This window comes from Streptomyces sp. NPDC059906 (genome assembly GCF_042730645.1).
Taxonomy (GTDB): domain Bacteria; phylum Actinomycetota; class Actinomycetes; order Streptomycetales; family Streptomycetaceae; genus Streptomyces; species Streptomyces rubrogriseus.
Map to the genome: position 1 here is coordinate 25,999 of NZ_JBHWKU010000001.1, position 15,723 is coordinate 41,721.

14 protein-coding genes are annotated in these 15,723 nt (G+C 73.6%); 7 read left to right on the forward strand and 7 right to left on the reverse strand.

Annotated elements, in window-relative coordinates; translation table 11 throughout:
• Positions 1-5 precede the first annotated feature (5 nt).
• Genes ACFV9J_RS00120 through pdxH form a run of 3 tightly spaced genes read right to left on the reverse strand, consistent with a single transcriptional unit; the run spans position 6 to position 1,388 of the window.
• Positions 6-410, reverse strand: coding sequence for a type II toxin-antitoxin system VapC family toxin (locus tag ACFV9J_RS00120; protein ID WP_385347537.1), 405 nt, complete (start codon positions 408-410; stop codon positions 6-8).
• Positions 407-628 carry a hypothetical protein gene (locus ACFV9J_RS00125; RefSeq protein ID WP_385347540.1) on the reverse strand — a complete coding sequence of 74 codons (222 nt, stop codon included), beginning with the start codon at positions 626-628 and terminating at the stop codon, positions 407-409. The genes ACFV9J_RS00120 and ACFV9J_RS00125 overlap by 4 nt, the downstream gene beginning before the upstream one ends.
• Positions 629-683: 55 nt before the next feature.
• The gene (gene pdxH / locus ACFV9J_RS00130) at positions 684-1,388 is read right to left on the reverse strand and encodes a pyridoxamine 5'-phosphate oxidase (RefSeq protein WP_385347543.1); all 705 of its coding nucleotides are present in this window, start codon (positions 1,386-1,388) and stop codon (positions 684-686) included.
• 279 nt (positions 1,389-1,667) lie between these two features.
• On the opposite strand from pdxH, the gene ACFV9J_RS00135 reads away from it, so the two are divergent.
• The 3 genes from ACFV9J_RS00135 to ACFV9J_RS00145 all read left to right on the forward strand — a co-directional run bounded on the left by ACFV9J_RS00135 (position 1,668) and on the right by ACFV9J_RS00145 (position 5,562).
• Entirely contained in the window at positions 1,668-2,768 is a 1,101-nt protein-coding gene (locus ACFV9J_RS00135) for a citrate synthase 2 (protein ID WP_385347546.1), read from the forward strand.
• A 349-nt stretch (positions 2,769-3,117) separates the two neighbouring features.
• Positions 3,118-3,993, forward strand: coding sequence for a GNAT family N-acetyltransferase (locus tag ACFV9J_RS00140; protein WP_385347549.1), 876 nt, complete (start codon positions 3,118-3,120; stop codon positions 3,991-3,993).
• A 165-nt stretch (positions 3,994-4,158) separates the two neighbouring features.
• Positions 4,159-5,562, forward strand: a complete 1,404-nt coding sequence (locus ACFV9J_RS00145; RefSeq protein WP_385347552.1) for a PAS domain-containing protein — start codon at positions 4,159-4,161, stop codon at positions 5,560-5,562.
• Positions 5,563-5,627: 65 nt separating this feature from the next.
• Here the strand turns inward: ACFV9J_RS00145 and ACFV9J_RS00150 are convergent, their stop codons facing one another.
• Positions 5,628-6,383: an SIS domain-containing protein gene (locus ACFV9J_RS00150; RefSeq protein WP_385347555.1), complete on the reverse strand. Its 756-nt coding sequence runs from the start codon at positions 6,381-6,383 to the stop codon at positions 5,628-5,630.
• 220 nt (positions 6,384-6,603) lie between these two features.
• On the opposite strand from ACFV9J_RS00150, the gene ACFV9J_RS00155 reads away from it, so the two are divergent.
• A complete protein-coding gene (locus ACFV9J_RS00155; protein ID WP_385347558.1) occupies positions 6,604-7,296 on the forward strand; it encodes a metal-dependent transcriptional regulator in 693 nt (230 codons plus the stop codon).
• Positions 7,297-7,844: 548 nt separating this feature from the next.
• Positions 7,845-8,732, forward strand: a complete 888-nt coding sequence (locus tag ACFV9J_RS00160) for an alpha/beta fold hydrolase (protein WP_385347561.1) — start codon at positions 7,845-7,847, stop codon at positions 8,730-8,732.
• A gap of 43 nt (positions 8,733-8,775) precedes the next feature.
• On the opposite strand, the gene ACFV9J_RS00165 is transcribed toward ACFV9J_RS00160, so the two are convergent.
• From ACFV9J_RS00165 to ACFV9J_RS00175, 3 genes are all read right to left on the reverse strand, one after another.
• The gene (locus tag ACFV9J_RS00165; RefSeq protein ID WP_385347564.1) at positions 8,776-10,455 is read right to left on the reverse strand and encodes a transporter; all 1,680 of its coding nucleotides are present in this window, start codon (positions 10,453-10,455) and stop codon (positions 8,776-8,778) included.
• Complete coding sequence (locus ACFV9J_RS00170; protein ID WP_385347567.1) at positions 10,452-11,243, reverse strand: ABC transporter ATP-binding protein; 792 nt, start codon at positions 11,241-11,243, stop codon at positions 10,452-10,454. The genes ACFV9J_RS00165 and ACFV9J_RS00170 overlap by 4 nt, the downstream gene beginning before the upstream one ends.
• 116 nt (positions 11,244-11,359) lie before the next feature.
• Positions 11,360-12,013 carry a bifunctional DNA primase/polymerase gene (locus ACFV9J_RS00175; RefSeq protein WP_385347570.1) on the reverse strand — a complete coding sequence of 218 codons (654 nt, stop codon included), beginning with the start codon at positions 12,011-12,013 and terminating at the stop codon, positions 11,360-11,362.
• A 314-nt stretch (positions 12,014-12,327) separates the two neighbouring features.
• Here ACFV9J_RS00175 and ACFV9J_RS00180 point away from each other — a divergent pair, with 314 nt between their 5' ends.
• A complete protein-coding gene (locus ACFV9J_RS00180; RefSeq protein ID WP_385347573.1) occupies positions 12,328-13,713 on the forward strand; it encodes a transcriptional regulator in 1,386 nt (461 codons plus the stop codon).
• Between the two features lie 259 nt (positions 13,714-13,972).
• Complete coding sequence (locus tag ACFV9J_RS00185; protein ID WP_385348812.1) at positions 13,973-15,691, forward strand: hypothetical protein; 1,719 nt, start codon at positions 13,973-13,975, stop codon at positions 15,689-15,691.
• The last annotated feature ends 32 nt before the right edge of the window (positions 15,692-15,723 follow it).

Here is a 15,723-nt window from a genome sequence, read left to right on the forward strand (position 1 = left end):
GCCGGTCAGCCTTCGCGAAGGTTGATCAGCCCGCAGCGGATGTGCGGGGCTCCCGCGAACTCGGCGTCCACGGTGACGAGCCCGGCGTCCAGCGTCTCGGCGAGTGCCACGTACGAGGCGTCGTACGGCCACATGTTGTGACGCAGTTCCCAGATACGGGGGAGCAGCGGAGCGTGGTCGTACCGCCTGAGCTGCATGCGTCCCAGGAGCTGGAGAGCGCGTTCGGCCTCGCCCTCGGGGAGCTTCCCGCCCCGCACGAGACCCCGGAACACCGAGGCGCACTCCAGGTCCACGGCGTGCGGCGCGGCCAGCCGGTGGTCCGCGACGCGGGCCCGAACCCGGTCGGCGAGCACGTCGCCGCCGACGAGGAACTCCACGAGCGCGGAGGTGTCCAGAACGAGAACGCTCACGTTCGGGCCTCGCGCAGGTCGCGGAGAGCGTCCGTGACGTCGTCCGCCGTGACCTGCGCGCGCGAGGCGATCGCCCGCGCCTCGTGCGCCGCCTCGGCCGGAGTCAGCGTCGCGGCCTCACCGGCGAGCAGCTGCAAGACGTAGGACTGCAGGGACTGTCCCGTCCTCGCGGCCCGCGTCTTCAGTGTCCGCAGGGTGTCGTCCGGGACGTCACGCACGTGGATGGTAGCTATGCAAGCATTCTAGTCCCAGAGCCAGCACGATGCCCCCAGGTCACGGGCTCAGCCGCTCCACCCGCCAGCCCCCGCCCGCCTGCGCCGCGTACCGCAGCCGGTCGTGCAGCCGGTTCTCCCGGCCCTGCCAGAACTCCACCGCCGCCGGTACCACCCGGAACCCGCCCCAGTGCGGCGGCACCGGCACCTGCTCGCCCTGCGGGTAACGCGCCGCCAGCTCGGCGTACGCACCGTCCAGGGCACGGCGGTCCGCGACCACCGACGACTGGACGCTCGCCCAGGCGCCCAGCTGGGAGCCGTGCGGCCGGGTCCGGAAGTACGCGGCGGTCTCGTCCCGCCCGGTGCGGCGGGCGACGCCGGTGACCACGACCTGCCGGGCCATCGGGTGCCAGGGGAACAGCAGCGAGACGTGCGGGTTCGCGTCCAGCTCGCGCGCCTTGCGGGAGTCGTAGTTGGTGTAGAAGACGAACCCCTGCTCGTCGAAGTGCTTCAGCAGCACCGTGCGAGAGCTGGGCCGCCCCTCGGGGTCCGCCGTGGAGACGACCATGGCGTTCGGCTCGAACAGCCCGCCGTCCGTCGCAGCCTGCTTGAACCAGCGCGCGAACTGCTCGACGGGCGTCGCCGCCAGCTCGGTCTCGGACAGCCCCTCGGCCCGGTACTGCTTGCGCATCGAGGCGAGATCGAAGGGGACTGGGTCGGCGGCGGGGACGGCGGAATCGGCTTCGCGATCGGTCACGCCGCCCATCCTGCCGTATCCGTCCGGGCGCCCCGCCGTCCGGGCGCCCGGACGGAGACGGCACAGAGCGGGGCACACCCGGTGGCACTCAGTGCCGTAGGCACTCCCCAAACGGGGCACCCGGGGATATGGTGCTTGGTCCCGCTCCGGCCGGATGACCGACGGCCGTACGGGGCATCACAGGGGTGACCGCCGGGACCGCGAGTCGAGCACGACCGTGGATCCATGGAGGCGCCGCACCGTCTCCGCACAGGTCGCCGTACACCACTGATCACGAGGAGCCGCCTGATGTCCGACTTCGTACCCGGGCTAGAGGGAGTCGTCGCGTTCGAGACGGAGATCGCCGAACCCGACAAGGAGGGCGGCGCCCTTCGCTACCGCGGCGTCGACATCGAGGACCTGGTCGGGCACGTCTCCTTCGGCAACGTCTGGGGCCTGCTCGTCGACGGGGCCTTCAACCCCGGCCTGCCGCCCGCCGAGCCCTTCCCCATCCCCGTGCACTCCGGTGACATCCGGGTCGACGTCCAGTCCGCGCTCGCCATGCTCGCCCCCGCCTGGGGCCTCAAACCCCTGCTGGACATCGACGCCGCCCAGGCCCGCGACGACCTCGCCCGGGCCGCCGTCATGGCCCTGTCCTACGTTGCCCAGTCCGCGCGCGGCCAGAGCCTGCCCATGGTCCCGCAGCGCGAGATCGACCAGGCCCGGTCGGTGGTCGAACGCTTCATGATCCGCTGGCGCGGCGAACCCGACCCCAAGCACGTCGCCGCCGTCGACGCGTACTGGACCTCCGCCGCCGAGCACGGCATGAACGCCTCCACCTTCACCGCCCGTGTCATCGCCTCCACCGGCGCGGACGTCGCCGCCGCCCTCTCCGGGGCCGTGGGCGCCATGTCAGGACCGCTGCACGGCGGTGCCCCGTCCCGCGTCCTGCACATGATCGAGGAGATCGAGCGCACCGGCGACGCCGAGGCCTACGTCAAGAAGACCCTCGACGCGGGCGAACGCCTCATGGGCTTCGGCCACCGCGTCTACCGCGCCGAGGACCCCCGAGCCCGCGTCCTGCGCCGCACCGCCCGCGAACTGGGCGCCCCGCGCTACGAGGTCGCCGAGGCCCTGGAGAAGGCCGCCCTCGCCGAGTTGCACGCCCGCCGCCCCGACCGGGTGCTGGCCACCAACGTCGAGTTCTGGGCCGCCATCATGCTGGACTTCGCCGAGGTCCCGGCGCCCATGTTCACCTCGATGTTCACCTGCGCCCGCACCGCCGGCTGGTCCGCGCACATCCTGGAGCAGAAGCGCACCGGCCGCCTGGTCCGCCCCTCCGCCCGCTACACGGGCCCGGGCACCCGCGACCCGCGCGAGATCGAGGGCTACGCCGACATCGCGGACTGACCGCCCACGGGGCGAAAGGGTCCCGAAAACGCAGGCGACCCGCGAGTCTGGTTCCTCCGTGGAGGAGCCGGCCGGACGTACCGGCGACTCGCGGGTCGGGTGACTGCTTGGGATTGGGCCGGCTGCGCGCGTCTGTCACGCGCTGGTCCGGCGCCGCACTCCGTGTGGTGCCGGGCCGCTAGCCCGCAGCCACCTCACGCGTCCGGATGTCATACATTTGCCGAACCACCTCCCTTCTGTGTGGGCACCACCCTAAGAACCGGTCGGCCGCCGATCAATCGAATTTCCGGGTGGATTCGTCGTCGATCTCCCATGGACGCGTCTTCGCTGGTCACCTACGGTTTCGCTCATGACGAAACGACTGGGGGAGGCGCCCGTCAGGCGGGCGATAGTCAGCGGGTCGACGTTCGAGGAGCGGATCGGGTACGCGCGCGCCGTCGTCGACGGGGACTGGGTGCACGTGTCCGGTACGACCGGCTTCGACTACGCGACGATGACGATCTCCGGGGACGTGGTCGAGCAGGCCGAACAGTGTCTGCGGAACATCGGGTCCGCGCTGGCGGAAGCGGGATGCACGCTCGCGGACGTGGTGCGGGTGCGGTACCTGCTGCCCGCGCGGGAGGACTTCGAACCATGCTGGCCCGTGCTGCGGCGGGCGTTCGGGCAGGTGCGGCCGGCCGCGACGATGATGGTGTGCGGCCTCGCCGACGAGCGGATGCGGATCGAGATCGAGGTGTACGCGCGCCGGGGAGCGGTCGCGCCCGGAGCGGGCCCGGCGCTGCGGATCCAGCCGGTGGCCGGGGACGCCATGGTCGAGGAGTGGCGGCACGCGCACAACGCGATCGTGCCGCCGGCCGCCATGACCCCGGCCGAGGCGCGGGAACGCGCCGGACGCAACCGCCTGGCCAACGCCTACCTCGCGGACGTGCTCGTCGGCTGCTCCACCGTGCGGCCGCCCGGGGGCCAGGAGCGGGTCGCGACCGTGATCGCCCGCACGCTGCCGGTGTACCGGGGGCGCGGGATCGGCACGGCGCTCTACGAGGAGGGGCTGGCACACGCGCGCGTGCTGGGCGCCGGAGCGGTGGAGACCGTGGTGCTGGCGGCCAACGCCGACGGGTTGCGGTTCGCCGGGGCGCGCGGGTTCGTGGAGAAGGAGCGGTACGTGCTCGACGGCGAGCACGAGGAGTGGGTCGATCTGAGGCTCGCCGCGGCCCGCCCGGCATGACCGGTCGCGCGCCTTCATGACGGGGGCGTATGCCGAGTTTCCGCAGTACAACGATTTCCGCGAACTTGCGGGAACTCGGTGTGTGCTGCATCACGTTCGAGTTGAATGAAGGCCAGTGAGCGAACCGACGTACCGTACGGCGGACGCAGCCTGCAGGGGGTCCAGGTGAGTGCTTCGCGGCGTAGTGGGACCACCGACGAGCTGGGGCCGGACGAGCCGGAGCAGCCCGAGCGGGACGGCGCGGACCTGCTGGCCGCGCTCCTCGACGGCATGGACGCGGCCCTGTGCGCCTTCGACGCGGACGGGGTCGTGACCCATTGGAACCGCGAGGCGGAGCGGATCCTCGGCTGGAGCGCGGCCGAGGCCGTGGGACGGCAGGGCTTCGCGGGGTGGGCCGTGCGCAGCGCGGACGCCGGGGAGGTGGAGGACCGGCTGCTGTCCGCCATGCGGGCGCCGGGCCGCCAGGTGCACGAGTTCGCGCTGCTGACCAAGGACGGCGGCCGGGTGCTGGTGCGCACCCAGTCCGCGGCGGTGCGCGGCCCCGACGGGCGGCCCGCGGGGGTGTACTGCGCGTTCAGCGAGGTGCACGCGCAGATCGACCTGGAGCGGTCCATCGCGCTGAGCGAGGCCCTGCTGGAGGACGCGAGCTGGGGTGTCGTCCTGGTCGACGCGGACCTGCGGCCCGCCGTGGTCAACGCGCACGCGGCTCGGGCGCTGGGGGCCGGCCGCACGTCCGTGCTGGGGCGGCCGCTCGGCGACCTGCTCGCCCAGGGCGTCGAGGAGCTGGAGAACGCGCTGACGCACGTCCTGGCCGAGGGCGCGCCACCCGCACCCGCCGAGGTGTGGGTGAGCCTGCGCACGCCCGAGGGGGAGCGGCGCCGGTGCTGGCGCAGCGGGTTCGTGCGGCTGGCCTCGCCGCTCGCGGAGGAGCCGGTGCCGCTGGGCGTCGGCTGGCTGTTCCAGGACGTCACGGAGTCGAAGCAGGGCGAGCAGGAGGCGGCGCTGCTGCGCTTCAGGGCCAACCAGCTGCACCGGGCGGCGCGGGCCGCCGCCGAGTGCGAGGACCCGGCCGAGGCCGCGATCGTCCACCTGGACTTCGCGCTGGCCGGGTTCGCCGACCACGCCCTGATCGACCGCGTGGCGGGCGGCGCGGCGTCCGACACCGACGCCGCGGAGCAGGTGCGGCTGGTCCGGGTCGCGGCCACCCCGTCCGGCGCGCCCGGGCCCAGCGTGCCGTCCGGGCCGTCCGGGATGCCGGTGCGCTACGGCGAGGGGCACCCCGCCGTGCAGTGCGTGGAGCGGGCGGGCTCGGTGCGGGCCAGCGCCGGGGTGCGGGCGGTCCCGGCCGAGCAGGTGCGCCGGTGGGCCACGGCCCGCCAGTGGCCGGAGGACACGGTGCACGGCCTGTGCGCGGTGCTGCGCAGCCGCGGCCGGACGCTGGGCGTTGTCACGTTCCTGCGCGGCGCGGGCCGCAGCGCCTTCGAGCGGCCGGACGCGATGTACGCGGAGGACGTGGCGGTCCGGATCGCGACCGCGCTGGACCTGGCCGGCGCGGTGGAGCGGACCTAGGACCCCTCCGGCCGGGCCCCTCCGGCCGGATCTCTCGGGCTCTCGGGCCGGGGTGCCGGGTGCGTTCAGCGGCGGTAGAAGATGCGCTCGCCGTACTGCTCCAGTACGCGGGCGTTCCATTCGTGGCCGCCGTCCACGTTGCCCGAGCGCAGCAGCGGGGGTTCGATGCCGCGGTCGGCGAGGGTGGCGGCGGCCGTGGCCGTCACGGCCTGCATCAGGGCGGCGGTGACGACCGTGGAGGCGGGCGCGAAGGGGGCGGGGACGGTGTCGAGGGTGAGTTCCGCGTCGCCGACGGCGATCTTGGAGTCCAGCACGATGTCGCAGTGGTCCTTGAGGAAGGTGCCGGAGCTGTGCCGTGACGTCGTCTGCGAGGCGTACGCCACCGAGGTCACGCCGATCACCCGCAGGCCGAGGGCGCGGGCGTGCATCGCCATCTCCACGGGCAGGGCGTTGCGCCCGGAGAGGGAGATGATCACCAGGGCGTCGCCCGCGCGGAGCGGCGAGGAGTCCAGTACGGCGCTCGCGAGGCCGTCGACCCGCTCCAGGGCGGAGCCGAGGGTGGCCGGCATGACGTCGATGCCGACGACGCCGGGCACGGTGAGCAGGTTCATCAGGGCGAGCCCGCCCGCGCGGTACACGACGTCCTGGGCGGCGAGGGAGGAGTGACCGGCGCCGAAGGCGAAGAGCCGGCCGCCGTTCTGCACGGTGTCGGCGAGCAGCGTGCCGGCCGCCTCGATGCTGTCCGCCTCCTCGTCGCGGACGCGCCGCAGGAGGTCGATCGCCGCGTCGAGGAACTGGCCGGCCGGCTTGTGGTCGCTCATGCGGGACCCCTTCGGAGTGGCTGCGTCGCGGATCACGGTGCGGTCTGGACCAGTGCGGTGTCAATACGGCGTCAACGCGCCGGGGCGGGCCCGGGCGGGCTCCGTGGGGCCCGGCTTTCCGCGGCGAGGCACGGTTGTCGGTGGTATGCGTCAGAATTGGTTGCAGGGCCAGCGCACGCGCCGGGGCCGTAGCCTCCGGCAATCTCATCGAGGGGCACGTATGTCCGGACTGATCGACACCACGGAGATGTACCTCCGCACCATCCTCGAGCTGGAGGAGGAAGGTGTGGTCCCGATGCGCGCCCGGATCGCCGAGCGGCTCGACCAGAGCGGCCCGACGGTCAGCCAGACGGTGGCGCGGATGGAGCGCGACGGTCTGGTGTCCGTGGCGGCGGACCGTCATCTGGAGCTGACCGACGAGGGCAGGCGGCTGGCGACGCGCGTGATGCGCAAGCACCGGCTCGCGGAGTGCCTGCTCGTCGACGTGATCGGCCTGGAGTGGGAGCAGGTGCACGCGGAGGCGTGTCGCTGGGAGCACGTGATGAGCGAGGCGGTGGAGCGCCGCGTGCTCGAGCTGCTGCGGCACCCGACCGAGTCGCCGTACGGGAACCCGATCCCGGGCCTGGAGGAGCTGGGCGAGACCGACGGGGCCGATCCGTTCCTGGACGAGGGGATGGTCTCCCTGGCCGACCTCGACCCGGGGGTGGAGGGCAAGACGGTCGTGGTGCGCCGGATCGGCGAGCCGATCCAGACGGACGCGCAGCTGATGTACACGCTGCGCCGGGCCGGGGTGCAGCCCGGCTCGGTGGTGAGCGTGACCGAGTCGGCGGGCGGCGTGCTGGTGGGCAGTGGCGGCGAGGCCGCCGAGCTGGAGGCGGACACCGCCTCTCACGTGTTCGTCGCCAAGCGCTGACCGCGCCCGGAGAGGACCGTCGTCCGGGGCGCGTTGATCCGGGGTCCGGTCGATTCGGGGTCCCGTCGGTTCGGGGTCCCGTCGATTCGGGGTTCCTGTACGCGGAATCGCAGCGGCCGGGCGATTCGCGTGCGAGGCTGTCGCGTGAGGCACCGGACGTGAGGGGCTCTTGGCCGCGGCTGACAGCGATGTCGCCCGGGCCGGAGAGGGGGAGGGGCATGCCGGAGAGACGGAGAGGGCCCCGGCGCCGGGTGGCGCCGGGGCCTGTCCTCCCCTGTGCTGACCTGGAGCCCCGAGCTCTCAAGGTCAATCCCCTCGGACCGTTTTCCCCGAGCGGTCCGCCTCCCGTTGAAGATCTCCCCTGGGCGGCGGCGATCAATCCCTGAGCGGTGTCACTCGAATGAGGGGTGTTGCTCGTCGGGACGGCTCTTTCGAATGGGTATTCGATAAGCTTCGATACTCAGCACGGCAGGCAGGACACGGTTCACAGGACCGGCCGGTCCGCGAGGGCGGGCGGGTCCGAGCGGAGCTTGGGGGTGCCAGGACCTATGGCGCGGCGCATCGACGTGACCGGCGCGGGCGGCGTACGCCTCGCGGCCTGGGAGTTCGGCGACCCTCCCAAGACCGACCGGGGCCACGACCCGGCCACCCCCGTGTCCGGCGCCCAGGACCTGCCCGGCGTCCTGTTATTGCACGGTCTGATGGGCCGCGCCTCGCACTGGGCCCCCACGGCCCGCTGGCTCTCCGCCCGCCACCGGGCCGTCGCCCTCGACCAGCGCGGCCACGGCCGCAGCGACAAGCCCCCGCGGGCCGCCTACACCCGGGAGGCCTACGTCGAGGACGTCGAGGCCGCCCTGGAGCAGCTCGGCCTCGGCCCGGCCGTCCTCATCGGCCACGCCATGGGCGCGCTGACCGCCTGGCAGCTCGCCGCCAAACGCCCCGACCTGGTCCGCGGCCTGATCATCTGCGACATGCGGGCCTCCGCGCTCGGCGCCGCCTCGCAGCACACCTGGACCGAGTGGTTCCGCGCCTGGCCGGTCCCCTTCGCCACGCTCGCCGACGTCCGCAAGTGGTTCGGCGAGGACGACCCCTGGGTGGAGCGCCCGAACCCGGCCCGCGGCGAGTTCTACGCCGAGGTGATGGCCGAGTCCCCGGACGGCTGGCGCCCCGTCTTCGAACCGGGGCAGATGCTGCGCTCCCGCGAGACCTGGGTCTACGACGCCCACTGGGAGGAGCTGGCGCAGGTGCGCTGCCCCACCCTGGTCGTGCGCGGCCTCGACGGCGAGCTGGGCCGCGCCGAGGCCCAGGAGATGGTCCGGGTCCTGCCGAGCGGCCAGTACGCGGAGGTCGCCGACGCCGGTCACCTCGTCCACTACGACCAGCCGGAGGCATGGCGGACGGCCATCGAGCCGTTCCTGAACGCCCTCGGGGGCTGAACGCCCTCGGGGACTGAACGCCCTCGTGGACGCCTGAGCGCCGTCACCCCTTGCTGACCGCCGTGAGGATCTCCGGCAGCCGCCCGGCCGTGCGCGGCGCGGCCAGCCGCAGGCCCAGCAGCGTCAGCACCGCGCCGTACACCGCGCCGACCGGCAGCAGCACCCAGCCCGTGTCCCCGGCTCCCTCGCTCACGTTCAGCCAGATCGTCAGCGCGATCACCGGCGCGCACAGCAGGGCCGCGCCGATCATGCCGCCGAAGATCGAGACCCAGGCCAGCCCGACCTGACCGGGGGCGACGTTCTTGTACCCCTCCTGCGGGATGGAGTACGGGAAGCGGGCCGAGGTCCAGGCGCCGGTCGCCAGCATCGCGCCGAGCAGCGCGAAGGACAGGCCGAGCGCCTCGGGCAGGGCCCGCCAGTCGTCGAGCATCGCGGTGGTCAGCACCGTGACGAGGGTGGCGTACGGCAGCGTGATCAGCAGCAGCGCCAGCGCGCGGGCCCGCAGCTCGACGTAGGCGTCCCTGGTCGAGGAGATCGTCATCGCGACCATCCAGAACGCCGACGTGTCCTGCCCGAACTGGTTGTACATCTGGATGCCGAGCATCCCGGCCGCGAAGCAGGCGAAGTAGACCGAGCCGGTGCCCTGCCAGGCGTTGAACACCGGCACGATCAGGCCGATGGCCAGCGACGTCACCCACGCGGCCTTGGTCTTCGGGTCGCGCCACACATAGCGCAGGGTGCGCTCCATGGTGGTGCCGGTACGGCCCGCCGGCAGCCACCGGGCCAGGCCGGCCGACCCGCGCTCGCGCACCGGCCCGGTGTCGCTCTGGAGTGTGGAGCCGTCGGGCGCCGTCATCAGCCGCGTCAGATGCCGCGCCCACACCCGCAGCAGCACCACCAGCGCCGCCGCGGTCAGCGCCAGCTGGGCCAACGCGGTGCCGTACGACCCGTCGCTCGCCGCGTCCATCGCGCCGACCGCCGACGCGGGCGGAATCCAGCGCACCACGTCGGCCACCGGGTCCAGCTCGCCGAGCCCCGACGAACCCAGCCGCTGCGCGCCGAAGTTGACCAGCTGCGCGCCGACCGCGACGACCAGGCCGCTCAGCACCGCGAGATCGCGCCCCTTGCGGCTGGTGAGCAGCCGGACGTTGGCGGCGGCGACGGCCCGCGCGAGGGTCACGCACACCAGCAGCGCGAGGACCGCCCCGACGACGCCGACGGCGTACGCCGCCCCGCCGTGCGCGACCGCGACCACGGAACCGGCGAGCACGCACAGCGTGAACAGCGGTCCGATGCCCACCAGCGAGGACGTGAGCAGCGCCCGCACCAGGGGCCCGGGCCGCAGCGGCAGCATCACCAGCCGGGTCGGGTCGAGCGTCTCGTCCCCGCCGGGGAAGAACAGCGGCATCACCGCCCAGCCCAGGGCGAGCACCGCGGCGAGCAGCACGACCAGCGAGTCCACGTGCGCGTACCCGCGCAGCGCGATCAGGCCGATCAGCTGGAGCGCGGCGAAGAGCAGCACGAGGACGGCCGAGGCGATGTAGGCGGCCCGCCGCCCGCCGGACTGCCGCAGCCCGTTGCGCAGCAGCGACAGCTTCAGCCGTACGAAGACGGACGTGACGGAGGAACCGGAGGAGCCGGAGGAGCCGGAGGGGACCGTCGGCCCCGTCGGCCCGGGCGGCCCCGGCGGGACGGGCGCGGCCGGTGTGGTCCGCGCGCTCATCGGGACCCGCCGCCCAGCCAGTCCAGGTCCGACCCGGCGTCCCGGCCGCCCGCACCGACGAGTTCGAGGAAGGCCTCCTGCAACGAGGCCGCCCGGCCGCGCACCTCGGCGAGCGTTCCGGTGGCCCGGATGCGTCCGGCGGCCATGACGGCCACCCAGTCGCACAGCGACTCCACCAGCTCCATGACGTGCGAGGAGAAGACGACGGTGGCGCCGGAGGCGGTGTAGCGCTCCAGGACGCCCCGGATGGTCTGTGCGGAGACCGGGTCGACGCCCTCGAACGGCTCGTCCAGGAACAGCACTTCCGGATTGTGCAGCAGCGCGGCGGCCAGCCCGATCTTCTTGCGCATGCCGGTCGAGTAGTCGACGACCAGCTTGTGCTGGGCCCCGGCGAGGTCGAGCACGTCGAGGAGCTGGGTGGCCCGCTTGTCGACCTCGTCGCCGGGAAGCCCGCGCAACCGGCCCGTGTAGCCGAGCAGTTCCCGCCCGGACAGCCGTTCGAAGAGCCGCAGCCCCTCGGGCAGCACCCCGATCCTGGCCTTCACCTCGACCGGATCGCGCCACACGTCGTGCCCCACGACCTCGACCGTCCCCTGATCGGGGCGCAGCAGCCCGGTCACCATGGAGAGCGTGGTGGTCTTCCCGGCCCCGTTGGGCCCGACGAGCCCGATGAACTTCCCGGCCGGCAACTCCAGATCGATCCCACCCACGGCCACCTGCTGCCCGAACCGCTTCCAGAGCCCCTGAACCCGCACGGCGCTACCACTCACCACATCTCCCTCCGTCAACTTCGCACCCTACGGGGGAGCAGCGCCCCGAAAGGGGCGCGGGGAACTGCGCGAGTACCACGAACCGGCCGGTAGCCGCCAAAGAGACAACAACCCGGCAGACGAAAAGGCGCCCCCTAACGATCACTACCGCACGCATACGCCAACGGCGAGACCAACTCCTCCACATCCGGCAGCCACCGATTCACCGCGGTCGGCCGGCAGGCCCACTGCACGGCACCGCACGTCCCGATCCGCGTAGGCGGCGCCGCCACGTACGCCCCCTCCCCGAGCACGCCCAGATCAAGAGCCCGGGGCGCCCACCCCAGCCGCCGCACGAGATCCGGCACCTTCACCGCGGCCCCCGGAAGAACGAAGAACCGCATCCGCCGGTCCGGCGCCAACGTCACAGGACCCAGCGTCAGCTCCATCCGCTGCATCCGTGCCAGCGCCAGGAATCCGGCGGTCTCGGGCACGTCGATCGCGTCGAACGTCCGCCCCGTGGGCAGCAGGATCGACGCCGACTGCTGCTTCTGCCACATCCGCCGGGCGACGGTCGCGCTGCCCGTAGCCTGCGCCGCCCAGTCCTCGCGCGCCGGGTGCGCGCCCGGGGCGGCGCACGCCGGGTCCCCGCAGGAGCAGCGCTGCATCCCGTCGCCGGGCACCAGCCAGGTGCCGGGAAACACGTCCCAGTGACGCTCCTCGGCGTAGCGAACGGCGGTCTCCAGCAGCGACGTACCGCGCTGCTGCGGGATCTGGGCGGCTTCGGTGCCGGGGATGGTCTCTTCCACGTGTCACTCAACTCCCGGGCCCACCAGGGGTTACGGGGGCGGCGCGCGCGGGGGCGGTGCACCGGCACGGCATTCGGGGCGCATGGGTGCATACGTGGGGGCGCGCAGGAGGATTCACCGCGGGAGCTGGGTAGCCAGGACTGGGGCCGGCACCGGCCGTTACCCCGGCAATCCTCGCAAGCTTCGCAAGTCTCGCATTGTCGGCACATCGACGGGGCATTGATCTTCACGGGCCGGATCCTCTTCGTCCAACGATCCGCCGGGACAGCACCGAAACCGTATGAGACCGCATGAGACCGCATGGGGGTTACGCCATGGCCGCAAGGCCTCTCGTCGCGCGGCAGCCGAACGAACGACTGCAGGCGCTCATTCAGGAAGCGGGCTGCTCGAACGCGGGCCTCGCCCGCCGGGTCAACGTGTGCGGGGTCGAGCACGGTCTCGACCTGCGGTACGACAAGACCTCCGTGGCCCGCTGGCTGCGCGGACAGCAACCGCGGGGCCGGGCACCGGCGATCATCGCCGAGGCGCTCGGACGCAAGCTCGGCCGCACGGTCACGATCGACGAGATCGGCATGGCCAACGGCAAGAACCTCGCGTCCGGCGTCGGTCTCCAGTTCTCGCCGACGGTACTGGGGGCCATCGAGCAGGTCTGCGAGCTGTGGCGCAGCGACGTGGGGCGCCGGGACTTCCTGTCCGGTTCCTCCGTCGCCGCCTCGGCGCTCGTCGAGCCCAGCCGGGACTGGCTGATTTCCGCCCCCGACCCCCAGGTGTCGCGTTCCGCGGGACCGCGGGTGGGCCAGTCCGACGTGGCGGCCGTGCGGGCGATGACGCAGGCCCTGACGGACCTGGACCACCAGTACGGGAGCGGGCACGTGCGCCCGGTCCTCGTGCACTACCTGAACAGCGTCGTCTCCGGACTGCTGGCCGGCTCCTACCGGGAGGCGGTCGGACGGGAGTTGTTCGCCACGGTCGCGCGACTGACCGAACTGGCCGGATACATGGCCGTCGACACCGGCCAACCCGGCCTCGCCCAGCGGTACTACATCCAGTCGCTGCGCCTCGCCCAGGCGGCCGGGGACCGCGGCTACGGCGGGTACGTGCTGGCCGCCTCCATGAGCCACCTCGCCGCGCAGCTCGGAAACCCGCGCGAGATCGCCCAGTTGGCGCGCGCGGCGCAGGAGGGCGCACGCGGGCGGGTCACGCCGCGCGCGGAGTCGATGTTCCACGCGGCCGAGGCCCGCGGCCACGCGCTCCTGGGCGACGTACGGGCGGCCCACGAGGCGGCCGGGCGGGCGGTCGGCGCGATGGAGTCGGCCGATCCGGCCGCCGGGGACGACCCGGTGTGGATCGCGCACTTCGACGAGGCCTACCTGGCCGACGAGTTGGCGCACTGCCACCGGGACCTCGGCCAGGCGGACGCGGCCGCCCGCTACGCACGGCAGTCCCTGGACGGGCACCCCGAGTCGCGGGCGCGCAGGCGGGCCATCGGCCATGTGCTGTTGGCCACGGCGCAGGTGCAGCAGCGGGAGGTCGAACAGGCCTGCAACACGGCGACGAAGGCGGTGGAACTCCTGGCGACCCTGCGCTCGAACCGGGGCGCCGAGTACCTGGACGACTTCCAGGCCCGGCTCGAGCCGTACCGGGAAGAAGCGGTGGTCAGGGAGTTCGGCGCCCGGCTCGATCTGCGGGCCGCCGCGTGAGCGGACGGGGCACGGAGTGAGTGAACACGCGTGAAACCTCGCCGCGGTGAGCGGAAAGGGACATCAACAGCGCGCCGCGGCCTGGTTTTGTTACTGCTGTCACAGGGAAGGAGTTGACGCCCCGGGCGGCGTGGCAGTGGGCTCGGGGGACCCGGTAGCGTGAGCCGACGATTCCGAAGGTCCCCCATTCGTAGGAGTCCCGGTGACGCAGAGTGGACAGGGCGAGGAGCCCTCGGCGCGGCAAGCGCACGAAGGCATCGTGCTGCCCTCGGACGGTGGCGAGCCCTTGCTGCCCGGTCTGACCGGCGCTCCCGCCGGCCCCCAGGGCGGTGGCCCGGCACCCGCCTCGGCGCCGCCCGGTGGCCAGGCCTGGGACCGGCCCTGGGGCCCCGAGCAGCAGCAGAGCCCGCCCCCCGGCCAGGGCTGGCCCACGCCGCCCGGCGCTCAGCCGTGGGGCGCTCAGGAGACCCCGCAGCAGCCCGCACCGCAGGCCTGGCCGCCGGCACCGGGCGCCCACCCGCCGGCCCCGGGCGCGCTGCCGCCGCAGGCCGGACCCGGCCCGTTGCCGCCGGAGGGCGCGCGTCCCCCGTCGTACGGGACGCCGCCGGGCGACCAGCCCTACGGCGGGCAGCCGCCGTACGGGCAGCAGCACCAGCAAGAGCAGCACCAGCAGCACCAGCAAGAGCAGCACCAGCAGCACCAGCAAGAGCAGCACCAGCAGCACCAGCAAGAGCAGCATCAGCACCAGCAGCAACAGCAGCCGTACCAGCAGCAGTACCCGCAGCACGGCGCGGGTGTCGCGCCGTCGCCGCCCGCCGACGAGGGCGCCACGCAGTACATACCGCCTATACCGCCGGTCGGGCCGCCCGCCGACGAGGGCGCCACCCAGTACATACCGCCCGTCGCGCCCGCGGGACCGGGCGCGCTGCCGCCGGAGAGACCCGCGCAGCCGCACGCCGCCGAGTCGACGCAGTACCTCGGCCAGGCGCCGCAGTACCCCGTGCAGCCCGCACCCGCCGCACCCGCGCCCCATCCCGACGCCGAGGCCACGCAGTTCATCGCGCCCGTGCCCGGCGGCCCCGCCGGTGCCCCGTTCGGGGCCGGGCCCGGCCCCGACGAGGGCCGTCAGCCGCCCGCCGAGTTCGACAACCTCTTCCGCGGTGCCCCCGGTGCCCCCGGTGCCGACGGCCCGGCCTCGGCCACCCAGCAGATGCCCCGCTTCGACGCGCCCCAGGCGCAGTACCCCGGCGACCAGCCCGGGTATGCCCCGCAGGGCCCGGACGGCGGCGGTGGCAGGCGGCGCGGCGCCGACGATGGCGGCGGCGGCCGGGGCGGCCGCGGCGGGCGCACCGGCTCGCGCCTGCCGATCCTCGCGGCCGTCGGCGTGGGCATCGCCGTCGTCGGGGTCGGCGCCGGAGCGATGATGGCCGGCGGGGGAGAGGACGAGGACAAGGGCGGCAACCAGACGGTGTCCGCCACGGCCCCCGCCTCCGCATCCGCGTCCGCCGAGGCCTCCCCGACGGTCGATCCGGTCCGGCAGCAGGCCGTCGAGCTGGACAAGCTGCTCGCCGAGAGCGGCACCGGACGCACCACGGTGATCAACGCCGTGGGCGACGTGAAGACCTGCGACAAGCTTCCGCAGGCGGCCAAGGACCTGCGCGAGGCGGCCAAGCAGCGCAGCGGGCTGGTCGACAGCCTGTCCAAGCTGTCGGTGGACAAGCTGCCCCGGCACACCGAGCTGACCACCGCGCTCACCAAGGCGTGGCAGGCCTCCGCGTCGGCCGACAACCACTACGCGGCCTGGGCCGACCGGACGGCCGGCAAGAAGGGCTGCAAGAAGGGCAAGGCCGCCACCCAGCCCACGGCGGCCACCCGGGCGAGCGGCACGGCCACCAAGGAGAAGGCCAAGGCCGCGACGCTCTGGAACGCCATCGCCAAGAAGTACGGCCTGACCGAACGGCAGCCCACCCAGCTGTGAGCCGGCCCGCCCGGGCGCCCGTCCCCGCCGGA

Coding starts and splice junctions, on each gene's coding strand:
- pdxH (WP_385347543.1), bottom strand. CDS start 1,388: ATGGGCGGCGTGACCGATCGCGAAGCCGATTCCGCCGTCCCCGCCGCC.
- ACFV9J_RS00135 (WP_385347546.1), top strand. CDS start 1,668: ATGTCCGACTTCGTACCCGGGCTAGAGGGAGTCGTCGCGTTCGAGACG.
- ACFV9J_RS00140 (WP_385347549.1), top strand. CDS start 3,118: ATGACGAAACGACTGGGGGAGGCGCCCGTCAGGCGGGCGATAGTCAGC.
- ACFV9J_RS00150 (WP_385347555.1), bottom strand. CDS start 6,383: ATGAGCGACCACAAGCCGGCCGGCCAGTTCCTCGACGCGGCGATCGAC.
- ACFV9J_RS00155 (WP_385347558.1), top strand. CDS start 6,604: ATGTCCGGACTGATCGACACCACGGAGATGTACCTCCGCACCATCCTC.
- ACFV9J_RS00160 (WP_385347561.1), top strand. CDS start 7,845: ATGGCGCGGCGCATCGACGTGACCGGCGCGGGCGGCGTACGCCTCGCG.
- ACFV9J_RS00165 (WP_385347564.1), bottom strand. CDS start 10,455: ATGAGCGCGCGGACCACACCGGCCGCGCCCGTCCCGCCGGGGCCGCCC.
- ACFV9J_RS00180 (WP_385347573.1), top strand. CDS start 12,328: ATGGCCGCAAGGCCTCTCGTCGCGCGGCAGCCGAACGAACGACTGCAG.